The organism is Paraburkholderia unamae, assembly GCF_003268775.1.
GTDB lineage: Bacteria > Pseudomonadota > Gammaproteobacteria > Burkholderiales > Burkholderiaceae > Paraburkholderia > Paraburkholderia unamae.
Genome location: NZ_QLSU01000028.1, coordinates 94780 through 111471 on the forward strand (window position 1 = coordinate 94780; position 16692 = coordinate 111471).

A 16692-nucleotide genomic window follows, 5' to 3' on the forward strand; every position below is an offset into this window, starting at 1 on the left:
TGTCGCGAACAGCCGTGGCGTCAATTGTTCGCTGCAAGCCGCATCGGGGCCGTTTGCGCGCTGCTGCGCATACCCGAGAAGTTGACCTCGGCCCCGAAAGGCAGCACGGCGCCCCGCGTGGAGAAGAAGAACCATGCCCCCTCGTGGCCGAAGTACGCGCGAAAGCAGGGGAAATCTTCTCGCACGCCCGGCGCGTCGGCACATCGAAACCAGTAGGTCGTGCCATTGAGCACGCCGTGGGCGAGTCGCCGTGACGGTAGGTCCTCGCAAGCCGGAGCTTCATAGGCAAGCGCCCGGCTCACTCTGCCCCCAGGCAGACGAACGGTGACTTGCCCGGCGACGCGATCGTCGCTGCCTGCTTCATTCGACCCCGGATCGATGGCGTCGCCCCCTGCACCGTGACTGCGAATCAGGGATCGAACGTGAGAGAGATGAAACGACGACGCCGTTTCCGATCCGGGCCGAAAGGGCTTGATGTTGTCCACGCGGCGACTCCTGTGCAATGGGTTCTGAGGGGCAACTGCAAGGATAGGATGTCACCGCGTGCACGCCTGCGACTTCTCGGCGCGCTTTGAGGCCGTACTCTATTTTCTGGAAAGAGCGGGCGCTTGTCTGTCGAAAGTGGGTGATATGTCCACTAACGTTTCAAAGCGCCCTGGATACGGCCTCGGTCACGCGCTTTGCTCGTCAGCCGATCTTGTTGGCCTGCTCCTTCGCGAGGAGGCGTTGCGCCTGTCGATCTCCGCGGTTGGCTTCCTGGGCGGTCTGCACCGACGATTCGCTGGCTTCGGCCAGCGCGGCGCGTGCGGCGCTGCTGATGGAGACGGAGTACGACGCCGACGCGGTTGACGAGGGCGACGATTGCGACGAGGTCGATGCCTGCGTGGTCGTACCGGACTGCTGCGTTTGCGTCGTGCTGGTCGATTGCGCAGAGGTGCTGGCCTGCTGGTTCTGCGCGCCGGTGTTCGCGACCGTCGTGGCGGCGGGTTGGTTGGATACTGCCTGGATTGCCATGAAAGGGCTCCCGAAAAGAGAAAAAACCGTGAACAGCGAATGTCTTATCGGAGCGGCTTCAAAATACTTGAGAAGTATTTATTTTCTGATTGCGCCTTGCCTTAAGGTTCACATAAGCAATGGCGGAAATTGCATTTTTAATTTCATAAATTTGACGTTTTTATTATTGCGACTTAATCGGATTATGAGCTCCTAACGCCCGTGCTGTGGGGCCGCTGGCCTTGCGGATCGTCGGCGCAATTTTCTGGAATAAAAGCGACTTTCATTCAGATGAATCGCGAATATGACTTTGTCATGGAAAAGACAATTGCCGTTTCTCGAATATTAATTCATTAAGGGGCTCATCGGCATCGGGTCAATGCCGATTTGAAATCGTCTCCTCCGGTTGACGCCGCAACGCGCGCTCGCATACCATCGCGCTAGCGGTGCAGGCCGCTTCCGGGTCCGCGGAAAGGGTTGAACCCACCTGTCGCGGCGAACCAGACGGCTTCCCATCCTTTGTGCGGGCGGTGTTGCGGACCCTCAGCCATTCCATGCACGAGGACCGTATGAAAACGCTGCCTGCCCAGGCCAATCTCGATCATTTGAAGAAGCAGGCGAAAGACCTGCTGCGTCTCTATCGCGCGGGGGACACCGCCGCCCTGGCGCGATTCGCCCAGTCCCTCCCCGCACTCGCGAATCGCACCGGCAACGCAATGCCGGCGCCCGATCTCCGCCTGCATGACGCGCAGTCCTGCCTTGCGCGCGAATATGGCTTCGCGTCGTGGGCGGATCTCAGTGCCTACGCGGACGCAAGCGCACTTGCGCATCGCGAGCGGACGGCGTTGATTCGACGCTGGCTTGGGCTCGCCTACGGCGCCGACGTGACGGGCACTTACGCCGCGGCCCGGCCGCGCGTTGCGGTCAAACTGCTGCTCGAGCATCCGGACATGCTCGACGCCGACCCGTACGTGGCGTGCACCGCCGGGCACTGGAAGGCGATGTCACGCGCGATAACGGCCGATCCCGCGTGGGTCAATCGGCCCGGCGGCGCGCTCGATCTGCCGCCGCTCGTTGCCGTCACGCATTCGAGCCTCGCGCAGCTACCCGAGTTTGCGGCGCGATTGCGCGAATGCGCGCATGCGCTGCTCGATGCCGGGGCCAATCCGAACCAGCGAATCGGCAATCGGCTGCCGCCCGCCTCCTTGGCTTCGCCCGTCGAGACCGAGCCGCTGTCGGCACTCTACGGCGCGGTCGGCGTGGCGCGCGATCCCGCGCTGACCGGCATGCTGCTGAGCGCGGGCGCGGACCCGAATGATGGCGAGTCGCTCTATCACTCGCTCGAAAATCCCGACTGCACGAGCTTGCTGTTGCAGCACGGCGCGCGCGTGAGCGGAACCAACGCGTTGTGGCGTGCGCTCGACATGCCGGATGCGACCGCCCTTGAGTTGTTGCTCGCGCACGGCGGCGATGCGAACGAACCGGCCCCCGAAGCCTTGATATTCTGGGGTAGTCCACTCTTGCGTGCGATCGCTCAGCGCAGGTCCGCACGTCACATCGCCGCGCTGCTGGCGGCGGGTGCGCACGCGAAGGCTAGGACCGCAGCGGGCGTGAGCGCCTATCGGCTCGCCATGCAGGTCGGTCTGCCCGATATCGCGGCGCAACTGCGTGCCGCGGGTGTCGACGAAACCCTCAGCGTCGAGGAGGAGTTCGTGTCCGCGTGCGCGCGCGCCGATATCACGCAAGCACGCCGCATTCAGGCGCAACATCCCGAACTGCCGCGATCGCTGCCGCCGGACCGGCTTCGGCTGCTGCCCGAAGCGATGGCGTGGGGATCGGGCGCGGCGGTGAAGACGATGATCGAACTCGGCTGGCCGCCGGACGTGCGCGGCGGCGACTGGGACGCTTCCGCGCTCAATCACGCCGTGTTTCGCGGTGACGCCGCCTTGACGGCATTTTTGCTGGACCACGGAGCGAACTGGCGCGAGACCCATGGCTACGGTTCCGATGCGCTCGGCACGTTGGGGTGGGCGTCCGAAAACGAGCCGGCCTTGGCGGAGCGCCCCGATTGGGTCGGCTGCGCCCGTGCGCTCATGAGGCATGGCGTGCCGACGGCGCAGCGAGACCCCGAGCATGACGACGGCGTGCTGATCGACGGCCGACGCATGCGCTTTTCTGAAGAAGTGACGGAGGTGCTGGTCGACGGGGCAAGCGGGCGCGTTGCCGCTCGCTGATACGGTTGTGTATTGCCGCCGCGCCTTCACTATGAGGCGCGGCGAGCCAGCGGTCGTGCTGCGCTACAACTGACGCTCGATCGCCGCCTTGTCGATGATCGACCAGACTCGCGCAATCTTGCGCTCACGAAACTCATAGAAGACATGCTCGGCGAACGCCACACGTTTTCCTTGCACCGCCAGCCCGAGAAACATGCCGATGGGTGTGCAGTCGAAATGCAACCGGCTTGCGATATTCGGCGGCTCGCACACGAGCGTCTGGATGTTGAAGTGCAAGTCGGGAATGTCGCGGAAGTCGCTCTCCAGCATGGCGCGGTAGCCGGACAAGCCGATCCGCTTGCCGTTGTGCTCCACGTCGTCGTCGACAAACGCTCCCAGCGTTGACCAGTCCTGCCTGTTCAGGCAGGCGATATAGTCTCGGTAGATTTCCGGCAGATCATTGGCGCCCATCGCAATCGTCCTCCATGTCCAGGCTCTCGATTGACGCCATAGTGGCGCATGATCGCGGCCGATGTGGGGCGCAATGTCTGTTTGCCCACGCAAGGCGTTTCGTGGCGCTTGACGCTTGCACCAGGCAGCCGCTAACTGGAAGATCGCACAACAGGTGAAACACCCGTGGGTGCGTTGGCTTGAGTTTCGTGCACGCGAAAACGAGGTGAAAAATGAATGCATCCCGCATCCTGGCCAACAGCCGGCTTTCAGCCTTTGTCCTGATTCTTCTGGCGCATGGCGCGGTACGCGCCGGCGATCGTGTCGCGCCTGCGGCCTCGCCGGGTTTCGAGCCGAGCGAGCTTTCGACGGACTGCATCGATCGGGAGTATCGCGGGAAAAACGCCAAGCTCGGACTCGACTACACCGACCTCATCAACAACTGCGGTGAACCGGTCATCATCACGTGGCAGTCGTTCAACAATGGTGCGCCGCAAATGGAGCGCGGGGGCATGGGGCAATCGCAATGCATTCCGCCCGGGGGTTCCATTACCACGGCCGCGCGCCAGAAACTCGGAGCGGCGAGCGAGAACCTGCCGGTGAGCGTCGTGACTTGCCAGTGAAGGCTGGCGCGTGCATTCGCGCCGACTCCCGGTCGTGACCTGGCAGTCCGAATTAGTGAGCGTCCTTGCGGATACCTCGCAGATTTTCACGTACGCGCCGGGCGACCAGTACGCTCAGGTAATCCATGACGCGCGCGCCATCGCTATAGGCGGCCCAGGTTTCTTCGACCATTTTCGACACGGTTTCCACGGGTGCATGGGTTTCAGCGGCAATCGCCTTGACGAGTTCTTCTGCGGCGTGCGGGTTCATCAATGCCTCCATGCAGACAGAGAGGGGGGCGCGGGAAGGACATTAAACTTCATTGCGCGGCCCGCGCGCCAATACATTTCGCCTATCTTCCGCGCCGTTTTGTTCGAGCCGCGTTCGAGTTTCGTTCGATCCGGATTCGTCGGTGCACAGCCTGTCAAATCTCATACGGCGGGCGTCGTCGCGCGCGCAACCAGACGCCGCGCATGAAGCATGGGCTTACCGAATAGCGGCCATCGAGGCTCGCTTGCCAAGCGAGGCCGGATAAGACCAAGGTCCTATGGCATGCGTCACTTTCAGGTGCCAGGCTGCGACGAACACGCGCGGGTTCCGGGTTGGCGTAACAGGCGTGGCATCCGATCGTAACAAGGGGACTCACATGCGCTTCCTGTCGAATCCAGTTGTTGCCGCCGGGCGAGGCTGTGTGCTGCTCGCCGCGACGATCGCTTTGTCGGGCGGCGCAATGCCCGCGTGGGGCGCGGACGATACCAGCGCCTCGGCCACGCAGGCGGTGCCAAGCGGCGCGTCGGTCGACACGCAGCACGGCACCATCAGCCTGATCGACCAGAAGAACGCGCTGATTGTCGTGACGGTGCCGGGCCACGACGACCTGAGCTTCAGCGCGAAAGACCACCGCGACGTGCTCGATATCGTCAAGGTGGGCGACAAGCTCACCGCGAGCTACATGGAGCCTTACGTCACCGGATTGACGCCGCTAAAGGGCGCGTCGCTCACGCGCCTGACCCACACGGCGAAAGTGACCGAGCATACGGCGGGCGCCGACCAGGTGAGCTTCCACGTGCTGCGCGTCTTCAGCGGCGTGGCGGAAGTCACCGGCGTCGATCACAAACTCAACCTGCTGACTGTCGAGGACAAGTCGGGCACCGCCCGTTCGGTGCGGGTGAGCCGCCCCGATCTCGTCGAGGTGATGCAGACGCTCAAGCATCACAGCCGCGTGCGCATCACCTACGAATCGGAGATGGCGGTCTCCACCTCGCGTTAGGACGCGTCAGGACGCATCAGGACGCTTCAGGAAGGCGTCAAACCGCCAGCGCCAGTCCGTCGCTGCGCGGATCGTGAGCGCCGCACGCCGTGCCGTCCATGTCCAGTCGAATGACGCCTGCCTGGCCCGCCAGCGGACTCAGCATGGGCAATTCCGCCATTTCGTGTCCCCACGCCGCGAGCGTGTCGAACACGGCGCGGCCCGCGCCGGATTCGAGCTTGAGGTTGTCGCGGCTGTCCGAGAACGTGCGCCCGAGCAGGAAGCGCGGTTGCGCGAGCGCCGTGAGCGGGTCCATCCCGTAGTCGATGAGCCGCGTGAGCAGCGCCGAAAGCGTCTGCGGCTGGCCGTCCGCGCCCTGCGTGCCGTAGAGCAGGCGCGGGCGGCCCGCCACGAGATACATGCCGGGGTTGAGCGTATGAAACGGTCGCTTGCCGGGCGCGATCGTGTTCGGATGCGGCTCGCCGCCGGGCGCGCGAAAGGCCGCGCCGCGGTTGTGCCAGAGGATGCCGGTGTCGCCGGCCATCACGCCGCTGCCCCAATCGTGGAAGATCGTTTGCAGCACGCTCACCGCGCGGCCCTGGGCGTCGGTGGCGGCGAGGTGGACCGTATCGCCTTCGCGAAAGCGATGCGGCCACGGCGCCGCCCGCGCGGGTGCGATGCGCGCCGCGCAGGCGGCGAGATGCGCGTCGCCGAGCAGCGTGTCCACCGGCACGTCGTGCGTGTCGGGATCGGCGAGATGGCGGTCGCGGTCGATGAACGCCTGCTTCACCGCTTCCACGAGCCGGTGATAGTAGCCGGCGCTGCCGTGCTCGCAATCGCGCAGCCCGAGCTTCGCGAGGATGCCCATGATTTGCAGCGTCGTCACGCCCTGGGTGGGCGGCGGCAGCGTGGCGAGCACGCCTTCGCCGTAGCGCAGCGTGAGCGCGGGCGCGGTGCGCACGCGCGTCGCCGCCAGATCGTCGGCGCTCAGCGGCGAGCCCGCTTCGCGCAGGCCGCGCGCAATGCGCTGCGCGAGCGCGCCTTCGTAGAAGTCGCGCGGGCCGTTCGCGGCGAGCGTGCGCAGCGTGGCGGCGAGCGCGGGCTGGCGGAATGTGGCGCCCGGCGCGGGGGTCGCGCCGCCCGGCAGGAACGTTTGCGCGAAGCCGCGCCACACGCGCGCGTCGCCGGATTCGCTCTCGCGATACGTGGCCCAGAAGTGCTGCGAGCGCGAGAGCGCAAAGCCCGCCTCGGCCAGCGCGATGGCGGGCGCGAGCAGCGTCTCCCACGCGAGCGCGCCGCCCCAGCGTTCGCGGCTCACGCGGTACGCGGCTTCCCAGGCGGCGACGGTGGCGGCGCTCGTGAGCGCCGAGGCCGGGCCGCGCACGGGAATCGCGCCGTCGAACGCGGGCAGCGCGCGCGCCGCCTGGCCGATGCCCGAGATCGATTCGACGGCGTGGCCGGATTCGGCGATCAGCCAGAAGCCGTCGCCGCCCAGGCCGGTGAAGTGCGGCATGGTCACGCATAGCACGGCCGCCATCGCGATGGCGGCCTCGATCGCGTTGCCGCCGCGCGCGAGCACGTCGCGGCCCGCTTCGCTCGCGAGCGTGTGCGGGCTCGTGACGAGGCCGTTGCGGCCGCGCGCGTTCGCGCTCGCGGTTTGCGCTGTCGTGTGCGCGTGCGGGGCCGCCGTTGCGTCCCGTGCCGCTTCGCCGCGCGGCGGTTGCGCCGGTGCGCTCATGCGGGCACCCCGGCGTCGGCGTGGCCGCCCAGATACGCGGCGGACAGCTTCGGATCGGCGGCCAGCTCGGCGGCCGTGCCGCTCGCGCTCACGCGGCCTTCTTCGAGCACATAGCCACGGTCGGCAATGGCGAGCGCCATCGCCGCCATCTGGTCGACGAGCAGCATGGAAAGCGATTCGCGGCGCAGGTCGTCGAGCGAGGCGAACAGTTCGGCGATCACCTTCGGCGCAAGGCCGAGCGAGGGTTCGTCGAGCAGCAGCACGCGCGGCTTCGACATCAACGCGCGCGCGATGGCCAGCATCTGTTGCTCGCCGCCGGAGAGCAGACCCGCCCGGCGATGCTGACGCTCGCGCAGGCGCGGGTAACGCGCGAACATCGATTCGATGCGCGCCTCGAGTTCGCCGCGCGGCAGGCGGCCCGAGGGAAACGCGCCGAGCTTGAGGTTGTCGAGCACCGAGAGTTCGGGGAACACCTGGCGGCCCTCGGGCACGAGCACGACGCCGAGCGCCGCGATGTGCGCGGCGTCCAGACGCGTGAGGTCGCGGCCGTCGAAGGTCACGCCGCCGGCCACGGGGCGATGCAGCCCGGCGAGCGCGCGCATGAGCGTCGATTTGCCCGCGCCGTTGGCGCCGAGCAGCGCGACCAGCTCGCCTTCGCGCACCTGCACGCTCACGTCGTGAAGCACTGGCGCTGCGCCATAGCCCGTTGTCACGTTGCCGACGCCGAGCACCTCGCGCGCGGCGGCGCCGTTCGTTGTCCGCGCGTGGGCGGGGCGCAGCGCGTGCAGCGTGTCGTCGTTCGTTGTGCCTAGATACGCTTCGCGCACCGCGTTGTTGGCGCGAATCGCGGCGGGCTCGCCTTGCGCGAGAAAGCGCCCCGCGTCGATCACGACGATGCGGTCCGACACGCCCATGACGAGCGACATGTCGTGCTCGACGAGGCCGACGGCGACGCCCGAATCCGCAATCGCGCGCAGCAGCGCGCCGAGGCGCACCTTGTCCTCGCTCGACAGACCCGCCGCGGGTTCGTCGAGCAGCAGCACGGCGGGCCGCGTGGCGAGCGCGCGCGCAATCTCGACGAGGCGGCGGTCCACGTGCGCGAGGCTGGCGGCTTGCGCGTTCGCGTCGCCGTGATAGCCGCATGCGCGCAGCAGCGCGAGCGCCTCGGCACGGGGCGCATCACCCCGCATGCGCGTGGTGCCGAACAGCGCGCCGAGCCGGCCGCGCGTGAGGGCGAGCGCGACGTTATCGAGCACCGACAGGCTGCCGAACAACTGCGAAGTTTGATACGTGCGCGCCACGCCCGCGCGGGCGCTTTCGAACGCGCCGCCCGCGGCGAGGCGTGCGCCGCCGAGCGTGCGCGTGCCGGTTTGCGGACGATAGAAGCCCGAGAGCATATTCAGGACTGTTGATTTTCCCGCGCCGTTGGGGCCGATCAGGCTCGTTACGCGCGCGGCGGGCAGTTCGAACGAGAGGTCGGAGACGGCCTTCACGCCGTCGAACGTCATCGAAAGCCCCTGCGCGGCGAGTGCGCGACGCGCTTCGACCGCGAGCGGCTCAAGCGACGGTGCCGCCACCGTGTCCTGATCGCGCGCCGCCGCCGCTTCGCCAGGCTTCGCAGCTACACGCGAAAAGAGCCGCCGTGCCAGCGCCACCGCCACGCCGGCCACGCCATCGGGCGCGCTCCACAGCACCACGAGCAGCAGCACGCCGAAGCACAGCAGGCGCAGGTTTTCGAGTCCGGCGAGCAGTTCGGGCAACAGGCCGACCACGGCCGCGCCCACGAGCGGCCCCGCCACCGACCCCGCGCCGCCGATCATCACCACGAGCACGAAGAGGATCGATTGCGAAAACGAGAACATGCCCGGCGTGACCATGCCTTGCAGCGGCGCGAACAGGCCGCCCGCGAGGCCCGCGAGCGCGGCCGAGAACGCGAAGGCCACGGTTTTCACCGCGAGCGCGTTCACGCCGATCGAGGCGGACGCCGTTTCGCTGTCGCGCACCGCGCGCATGGCGGCGCCCCACGTGCCGCGCGCAACGAGCGAGTAGAGCACGAGCGCGACGGCGAGCGTGGCGAGCGCAACGAGCGCGATGGCGCGCTCGCCTTCGGCGAAGCTGCCGAGCGCGGGGCCGAACACGTTCATGATGCCGTTCTGGCCGCCGGTGAGGTCGCCGCCTTCCACGGCGCTTTGCTCGATCACGAAGCCGAACGCGATCGTCACCATCGCGAGGCCGGGCCCGCGCACGCGCAGCGCGGGCAGCGCCAGCAGCGCGCCGGCTGCGGCCGACACGCCCGCGCCGAGCGCCCACGCGGCCCAGAAGTTCCAGCCGGATTGCGTGGTGAGGATCGCGACGGCGTAGGCGCCGATCGCATAGAACGCTGCATGGCCGAACGACACCTGGCCCGTGAGCCCGAGCAGCAGGTTCAGGCCCACACCGCAAATGGCGAGCAGCGCCACGCCCGCGAGCACCACGACGAAATAGCCGTTGACGCTGCATGCCGCGAAAGCGGCGGCCAGCAGCACGGCGGCCAGCGCCACGCCAGGCCACGGTCCGCGCGAGCGTGGCGCGCTCGCGCTTGCGCTCGTGCCCGGATGAAGCGCCTGCGCGCGGGCGGCGAGGGAAAGTCGGGAATTGCTCATACCTTGCGCACCTCCGCGCGCCCGAAGAGGCCGTTGGGCCGGATCGCCAGCACGACGATCAGGAGCCCGAATGTAATGATCTGCGTGTAGCTCGAACCGAGCGTGGCCGTAATCAGCGCTTCGGCTGCGCCGAACAGCAGCCCCGCGATCATCACGCCCCACGCGCTGGAGAGCCCGCCCAGGATCGCGACCGCGAAGGCCTTGAGCCCGAACACGGTGCCCATGTCCGACTGCACGTTGAAGAGCGGCGCGATCAGCACGCCGGCCACGCCCGCGAGCAGCGCGGAAACGGCAAAGGCGGCGGCTACCGTGCGCTGGATCGGGATGCCCATGAGGCGCGCGGCGTCGCGGTTCTGCACCACGGCGAGCATCGCCACGCCCCAGCGCGAGCGCCGCAGCACGTAATGGAGCACGGCGGCGAGCAGCAGGCCGACTGCGGGAATCACGAGTTGCAGCGGATACACGCCGAGCCCCGCGCCGCCGATGTGCAGCGACGACTGCGCGAGCGCCGAGGGCAGGCTGCGCGGCTCGGTGCCGAAGGTCAGCATGACGACGTTGTCGAGCACGATGCCGAGCGCCACGGTCGCCATGAGCCAGGCGTTCGAGCCGCGCCGCGCGAACGGTCGCACGGCCAGGCGCTCGACCACGAGCCCGTAGAGCGCGCATGCCGCGAGTGCCAGCGCGATGGCGAGCGGCATGGGCCAGCCGAGCGTTTGCGCGAACGTGTAGGCGAGCACGGCGCCCAGCATCATCGAGCTGCCCTGTGCGAAGTTGACCGTTGCGCTGACCGCGAACGTCAGATGAAAGCCGAGCGCCATGAGCCCGTACATGCTGCCGAGGCCGAGGCCCGCGACCAGCGCCGATATCCATTGCATGAGTGAATCTCCGGAGTGCCTGTGCCTTACTTCGAGGCCATCTGGCCGCCGGCGGCGCTCACCGGCACGATGCGGTTGTCGATGAACTGCGCCCACACGTAGTCGCTCGCGGAGAGCGCGTCGGGCTGCTGCTCGCTGAACGGATGCACGTAAGTTTTGATCAGGCCGTCGTAGCGGTCGATTGCATAGTAGCCCTTGCGAATCGCGTCGCCGTCGGTGGAGCCCGCCTTGTCGATGGCGAGCGCGCTCAGGCGCATCGCGTCGTAGGCGTTGGCGACGCCCACCGCGGGCGTGATGTCGTCGGTGCTCTTGATGTCCGGATACTTCGCCTTGAGTTCGGCCACCACGCGCGTGCTGACCGGCGTGTTCGCGCCGAAGAAGCTATAGGTCTGGACGAAATGCACGTTCTTCGCGTTCGGTCCCGCGAGTTCCGTGAAGCGGCCGCCCGCCGGGCCCCAGTGCGAGACGATCGGCACCTGCCAGCCCATGCGGTCGAGCGACTTCACCACCTGCGCCGAGGGACCGACGTTGCCGACCATGAGCAAGGTGTCGGCCCCTGCCGCCTTGAGGCGGCCGAGCTGCGGCGTGACGTCCACGTCGGTGGCCTCGAACTTCTCGATGCCGGCCGGCTTCATGCCCTTCGCGGCCAGCGCCGCGACGATGCCCTTTTCATTGGACTGGCCCCACGGATTGTTCACGAGGATGAGGCCCAGCTTCTTCGCGCCGAACGCCTGCTGCGCGTGCGCGACCATCGCCACGTCCACCAGCTCGTCCACGGCGGAAACGCGGAACGCGTAGTTCGGCTTCGCGCCGTTGTGCGTGATCTGCGTGCCCGCGGCCCAGGGGTCCATGAACGGCACCTTCTCGTGATTGGCGAGCGGCACGATCGCCATGGAAACCGGCGTGTCGAGGCCGCCGAACAGCACCGCCACCTTGTCCTTGTAGATCAGCTCGCGTGCGGCGAGCACGCCCTTGGCGGGATTGCCTTCGTCGTCGCGGCGCACGAGTTCGAGCTTGCGCCCGCCGAGCACGCCGCCGCTTGCGTTGATTTCGTCGATGGCGATGGTCATGCCGCGCGTGAGCGCCTCGCCCGCGCGCGCCGACTGGCCCGAGAGCGCGGTGACGAGGCCGATCTTGATGGTGTCGGCGGCGTACGCAACGCCGCAGGACAGCGCGGCTGCGGTGAGCGCGATGGCGACGGCGCTTGCCTTGAACCACTGGCGGCGCGGCGAGGAAGCGGGGCGGGCGGCCGTGTGAGCGATGCGGCGTGGGGACATGGGGCGGTTCTCCAGTGAGTTTGACGGGCGCGGACCGAAGCCGCGGACGGGTCGCTTCACGCAAGACCTGTGCCATTTCGTTCACGATCGATGAGGATTCGCCGCGACGCCAGTCACGGCAATGTGTGAACGATATGGAACACGATTTGCATACGATCTGCGTATCAAATGGTTGACCATCTGCATTGCGCCAAATCGGTTCGCCCTCGCACAAGGGCGGTGCGCGCGATGCAACGGATGGCACCACGAACAGCACCGCAATCGCACACACAGGTAACGACGCAATGACGACAACCTTCACGGCCGCCGCGCACATCGGCACGCCCGGCAGTCCCCACGAGAGCACCCGCACGGACCCGCGCTTCGGTGCGCTGCGCACGCACGGACGCTTCGACTATCGGCCGATCGTTGCGCGCGATACGTATTGCTGGCCCAACGGCGCGCGCCTCGCCGTGTATCTCGGCTTCAATCTGGAGCACTTCGCTTTCGGCGAGGGGCTCGGCGCGAATCTGGGCCCGCTCTCGCCGCAGCCCGACGTGCTCAATTACAGCTGGCGTGAATATGGCAACCGCGTGGGCGCGTGGCGCTGTCTCGACCTGTTCGACGATCTCGCGCTGCCGGCGGGCATTGTGATGAACACCGCGTTGCTCGATCATTGCCCGGCGCTGATCGAGGCATGCGTGAAGCGCGGCGACGAACTGATCGCGCATGGCCACACCAACGCGCACCGGCAAAGCGACTTCGAACGCGCGCACGAGCGCGACCTGATCGTGCATTGCCGCGCACGTATGGCGGCGCTCACCGGGCAAGCGCCCGCCGGATGGCTTTCGCCGTGGATATCGGAAACGCTCGACACGCCCGATCTGCTCGCGCAGGCGGGCTATCGCTACACGCTCAACTGGTGTCACGACGACCGGCCCGTGCGCATGCGCACCGCGCACGGGCCGCTGTGGTCGATTCCGTATCCGCAGGAAGTGAACGACATTCCCATGATCGTCGGGCGGCAACTCGACGGCGCGGCGTTCGCCGACATGATCGTCGATCAGTTCGACGAGATGCTCGCGCAGGCCGGGCACCCCACGCGCGGGCAGCCGCTCGTGATGGGTATCGCGCTGCATCCTTATCTGGTGGGTCAGCCGTACCGGCTGCGCCACCTCCGGCGCGCGCTCGCCCACATCGCGCAGGCGGCGCGCGCGGGCGCGATCTGGATGACGACGCCTGGCGCGCTCAGCGCGCACATGGACACGGTGGATGGGGTGGAGACCGTGGACACCGGCGCGGCCGCGACGATCCGCTAAACTGGGACACGTCCCACGCTCTCCACGCCCGCGCCGCACGCAACGACCATCATGTCCGCAACCCGACAGACCGCCGCGAAGAAAGCCGCCTTGAAAAGCCCCGCCTCGAAAAGCATCACAGCAAAATCAGCCGCGAAAAAAGCCGCCGCGCGCGAATCGATCGACGAGGGCGGCGCGAACGGGAGCGAGCCGGCATCGCTGGATACGCGCAGCGAAGCGCATCTGTACCGCGCCATCGTCGACGGCGTGCTCGCGCATCGGCTCACGCCCGGCACCAAGCTGCCGGAGCCGGACTTGTGCCAGCTTTTCGATGTGGGCCGCGCAACGGTGCGGCGCGTGCTCGAAAAGCTGGCGCATGACGGCATCGTCACGCTGCGCCCCAACAAAGGTGCGGTGATCGCGGAGCCCACGCCCGAGGAGACCCGCGAGATTTTCGAGGCGCGCCGCGCGCTCGAACGCGCGCTGGTGGAGCTGGCCGTGGCGCGCGTGACCGACGCCGACCTCGTGCAGTTGCGTAAGCAACTCGATGAGGAGCATGCGGCCATGCACCGTTTCGACCAGCCTTCGTGGGCGCGGCTCGCGAGCGACTTTCACCTGCGCGTGGCCGCGCTCGCGGGCAATGCGGTGCTGCTGCGCTACCTGAGCGAACTGGTGTCGCGCAGCTCGCTGATCGTCGGCCTGTACGAGCCGCCGGGCTACGCGCCTTGCGAGCACGACGAGCACGCGGCCATCGTCGAATGTCTTGCGCGGCGCGACGCACCTGGTGCGATCGAGCGCATGCAGGCGCATCTCGTCGATCTCGAACAGCGCATCGAAACCACGCGCATGCGCGGCGAGAAAAGCCTCGCCTCGCTGCTGGGACTCGCCGAACCGAAGGCGGTCAAAGCGCGGGCTTGAGACGTGTTGCGTGCCGCCGGGGGACGCCATTGCCGGGCGGCCCAGCGCTCAACGCTGGGCGGATATCGCGGGCCGCCATTCGTCCAAAATAATAACTAGTAATGATACTGATTCGCATTTAGAATTCGCTTCACCGTGAGGATACGGGACAAAGGTCAACACGCCGCGACGTTTGTCGCGGCCCAGGAAGCGGGGAAGAAATGCGGGCAGGGATGCAGAAGAAGGCGCTGACCATGCTGGTCGGCGTGGCGGTGACGACCATGTCGTCGGGGATAGCGCATGCGCAGGCCGTCACGGGCGACGAGGCGGGCAAGACGCAGCAGGGCGCGACGAGCGAGCCGAACAAGCCGGGTGAGCCGCCTCGGGACACGAGCACCCTGCCGGCCGTTGCGGTGAAGGCGGCCCGCGAATCCGCCTTTGGTCCGGTGAACGGCTTCGTGGCCAACCAGGGCAGCGGCGCGACCAAGACCGACACGCCGATCCACGAAACGCCGCAGTCGATCTCGGTGATCGGCCGCGCCCAGCTCGACGACCGCAACGTCACGAACCTCAACGACGCGCTCCACTACACGGCGGGCGTGCAGACCTACTACAGCAACGACATCCGCAACGACGCGTTCAACATTCGCGGTTTCAGCTCGGACTTTTTCTACCTGGACGGCACGCGCCTGCCCGCCGTGCCGGGCCGCGCGCTCGACCAGTGGCGCGTCGATCCGTACCAGCTCGAACGCATCGAGGTCGTGAAGGGTCCGGCGTCGGTGCTGTACGGTCTGGGCGAGCCGGGCGGCGTCGTCAGCATGGTCTCGAAGATGCCGACCGACTACGCGCGCGGCCAGGTGGATCTGCTCGCGGGCAGCTACAACCACTACGGCATCGGCATCGACACGTCGGGCCCGCTCGACGCGGACAAGCGCGTGCTGTACCGCTTCATCGCCTCCGAAACCTATAGCCAGAACCAGGTGGACTCCGTGCACGGCACGCGCACCCTGGTGGCGCCGTCCGTCACGCTACGCCCGAGCGCCGACACCTCGCTCACGCTGATGGCCACGTATCTGCATGACGATACGATGGACACGAACAACTTCCTGCCGTACTACGGCACGGTCGCGCCGACCCTCTACGGCCAGCGCATACCGACGAGCCTCGCCACCAGCAACCCCGGCTACGAGAACTACGACAAGACGCAATATTCGTTCTCCTACCTGTTCGAGCATCGTTTCAGTCCGGACTGGACCTTCAGGCAGAACTTCCGCTATTCGCATCTCGACCTGGACAACCAGGCGTTGTTCGGCTACAGCCTGAGCGCCGACCAGCAAACCATGCAGCGCGCGGCGATGAACCTGCGTTCGAGCTTCAATGACGTCGATATCGACAACCAGTTGCTCGGCAAGGTGAAGACGGGGCCGGTCGATCACTCGCTGCTGATCGGCTTCAACTTCACGAACCAGAACTTCACCGACAACGAAGGCTACACGTACACCGGCTACGCGCTCAACCTGTACAACCCCGTCGCGCTGAATCTGCCGGTGGTCGCGCCGTCGTTCAACGACACGCAGATGCGCCAGGTGCAGCGCCAGTTCGGCCTCTATGCACAGGACCAGATGGCGTACCGGAAGTGGCGCCTCGTGCTGAGCGGACGCGAGGACTGGGTCTCGTCGAGCAACCTCGACAACTTCAGCGGCGAGACGACCGATCAGCACAACAGCGCCTTCAGCGGCCGCGCGGCGCTGATGTATCTGTTCGATTCGGGGCTCGCGCCGTATATCAGCTACTCCACATCGTTCCAGCCCGTGATCGGCGTGAACGCCTATGGCGGAACCTACAAGCCGCTCAAGTCGAAGCAGTGGGAACTGGGCCTGAAGTACCAGCCCGCTTTCATGAACGCGAACTTCACGGCTGCGCTGTTCGATCTGCGCCAGAACAATGCGCTGACCGCCGCGCCCGATCCGGCGCTCACCGGCAACGTGCAGACGGGGCAAACGCGCAGCCGCGGCCTCGAACTCGAAGCGACCGCCGAGCTGACCGAAAACCTGCGTTTGCAGGCCGCGTACACGCTGCAAGACGTCAAGGTCACACAGGGCAGCGCGGACGATCCGACCGTCGGCAAGACGCCCACCGCAACGCCGCGCAATCTCGCTTCGGTGTGGCTCGACTATTCGCTCACGGGCGGCCCGCTGCGCGGCATGGGCTTCGGCGCGGGCGTGCAGTATGTGGGTCCGACCTACGCCGATACGGCGAATACGTTGCCCGTGGGTTCGTTCACGCTCGTCGACGCGGCCGTTCACTACGACATCGAGCACTGGCGCTTCGTGCTTTCGGCGAACAACCTGCTCGATCGCACCTATGTGGCGCGTTGCGGCAGCGTGACCCGCTGCCAGTACGGGCAGCGCCGCAATGTGCTGCTGACGGGGCGCTACGCGTGGTGAAGCGGGGCGGGTGAAAGTTGAGGCGGGATGA

14 protein-coding genes are annotated in these 16692 nt (G+C 67.0%); 6 read left to right on the forward strand and 8 right to left on the reverse strand.

What is annotated here, in order from left to right; translation table 11 throughout:
• Nucleotides 1-20 precede the first annotated feature (20 nt).
• Both C7401_RS44625 and C7401_RS33820 read right to left on the reverse strand, forming a co-directional pair.
• Entirely contained in the window at nt 21-485 is a 465-nt protein-coding gene (locus tag C7401_RS44625; RefSeq protein WP_146758045.1) for a hypothetical protein, read from the reverse strand.
• A gap of 202 nt (nt 486-687) precedes the next feature.
• Nucleotides 688-1014, reverse strand: coding sequence for a hypothetical protein (locus C7401_RS33820; RefSeq protein ID WP_112176169.1), 327 nt, complete (start codon nt 1012-1014; stop codon nt 688-690).
• A 548-nt stretch (nt 1015-1562) separates the two neighbouring features.
• On the opposite strand from C7401_RS33820, the gene C7401_RS33825 reads away from it, so the two are divergent.
• Nucleotides 1563-3227 (forward strand): ankyrin repeat domain-containing protein, encoded by a 1665-nt coding sequence (locus C7401_RS33825; protein ID WP_112176171.1) that lies wholly within the window; start codon nt 1563-1565, stop codon nt 3225-3227.
• A 63-nt stretch (nt 3228-3290) separates the two neighbouring features.
• Here the strand turns inward: C7401_RS33825 and C7401_RS33830 are convergent, their stop codons facing one another.
• Complete coding sequence (locus tag C7401_RS33830) at nt 3291-3677, reverse strand: ester cyclase (protein WP_112176173.1); 387 nt, start codon at nt 3675-3677, stop codon at nt 3291-3293.
• A gap of 212 nt (nt 3678-3889) precedes the next feature.
• On the opposite strand from C7401_RS33830, the gene C7401_RS33835 reads away from it, so the two are divergent.
• Complete coding sequence (locus C7401_RS33835) at nt 3890-4279, forward strand: cupredoxin domain-containing protein (protein WP_112176175.1); 390 nt, start codon at nt 3890-3892, stop codon at nt 4277-4279.
• 52 nt (nt 4280-4331) lie between these two features.
• On the opposite strand, the gene C7401_RS33840 is transcribed toward C7401_RS33835, so the two are convergent.
• Nucleotides 4332-4529 carry a DUF3562 domain-containing protein gene (locus tag C7401_RS33840; RefSeq protein WP_112176177.1) on the reverse strand — a complete coding sequence of 66 codons (198 nt, stop codon included), beginning with the start codon at nt 4527-4529 and terminating at the stop codon, nt 4332-4334.
• A gap of 376 nt (nt 4530-4905) precedes the next feature.
• Between C7401_RS33840 and C7401_RS33845 the strand changes: the two genes are divergently transcribed.
• Nucleotides 4906-5529 carry a hypothetical protein gene (locus tag C7401_RS33845; protein ID WP_146758046.1) on the forward strand — a complete coding sequence of 208 codons (624 nt, stop codon included), beginning with the start codon at nt 4906-4908 and terminating at the stop codon, nt 5527-5529.
• Nucleotides 5530-5566: 37 nt separating this feature from the next.
• Here the strand turns inward: C7401_RS33845 and C7401_RS33850 are convergent, their stop codons facing one another.
• Genes C7401_RS33850 through C7401_RS33865 form a run of 4 tightly spaced genes read right to left on the reverse strand, consistent with a single transcriptional unit; the run spans nt 5567 to nt 12040 of the window.
• Nucleotides 5567-7246: a gamma-glutamyltransferase family protein gene (locus C7401_RS33850; RefSeq protein ID WP_112176181.1), complete on the reverse strand. Its 1680-nt coding sequence runs from the start codon at nt 7244-7246 to the stop codon at nt 5567-5569.
• Nucleotides 7243-9888, reverse strand: coding sequence for a branched-chain amino acid ABC transporter ATP-binding protein/permease (locus C7401_RS33855; protein ID WP_112176183.1), 2646 nt, complete (start codon nt 9886-9888; stop codon nt 7243-7245). Before C7401_RS33855 ends, C7401_RS33850 begins: the two co-directional genes overlap by 4 nt.
• A complete protein-coding gene (locus tag C7401_RS33860) occupies nt 9885-10763 on the reverse strand; it encodes a branched-chain amino acid ABC transporter permease (RefSeq protein ID WP_112176185.1) in 879 nt (292 codons plus the stop codon). Before C7401_RS33860 ends, C7401_RS33855 begins: the two co-directional genes overlap by 4 nt.
• 26 nt (nt 10764-10789) lie before the next feature.
• Nucleotides 10790-12040: an ABC transporter substrate-binding protein gene (locus tag C7401_RS33865; RefSeq protein ID WP_112176187.1), complete on the reverse strand. Its 1251-nt coding sequence runs from the start codon at nt 12038-12040 to the stop codon at nt 10790-10792.
• Nucleotides 12041-12324: 284 nt separating this feature from the next.
• On the opposite strand from C7401_RS33865, the gene C7401_RS33870 reads away from it, so the two are divergent.
• The 3 genes from C7401_RS33870 to C7401_RS33880 all read left to right on the forward strand — a co-directional run bounded on the left by C7401_RS33870 (nt 12325) and on the right by C7401_RS33880 (nt 16661).
• Nucleotides 12325-13338: a polysaccharide deacetylase family protein gene (locus C7401_RS33870; RefSeq protein ID WP_112176232.1), complete on the forward strand. Its 1014-nt coding sequence runs from the start codon at nt 12325-12327 to the stop codon at nt 13336-13338.
• 51 nt (nt 13339-13389) lie between these two features.
• Nucleotides 13390-14235, forward strand: coding sequence for a GntR family transcriptional regulator (locus tag C7401_RS33875; RefSeq protein WP_112176188.1), 846 nt, complete (start codon nt 13390-13392; stop codon nt 14233-14235).
• Nucleotides 14236-14435: 200 nt separating this feature from the next.
• On the forward strand, nt 14436-16661 hold the full coding sequence (locus C7401_RS33880) for a TonB-dependent siderophore receptor (RefSeq protein ID WP_112176190.1): 2226 nt from the start codon (nt 14436-14438) through the stop codon (nt 16659-16661).
• The last annotated feature ends 31 nt before the right edge of the window (nt 16662-16692 follow it).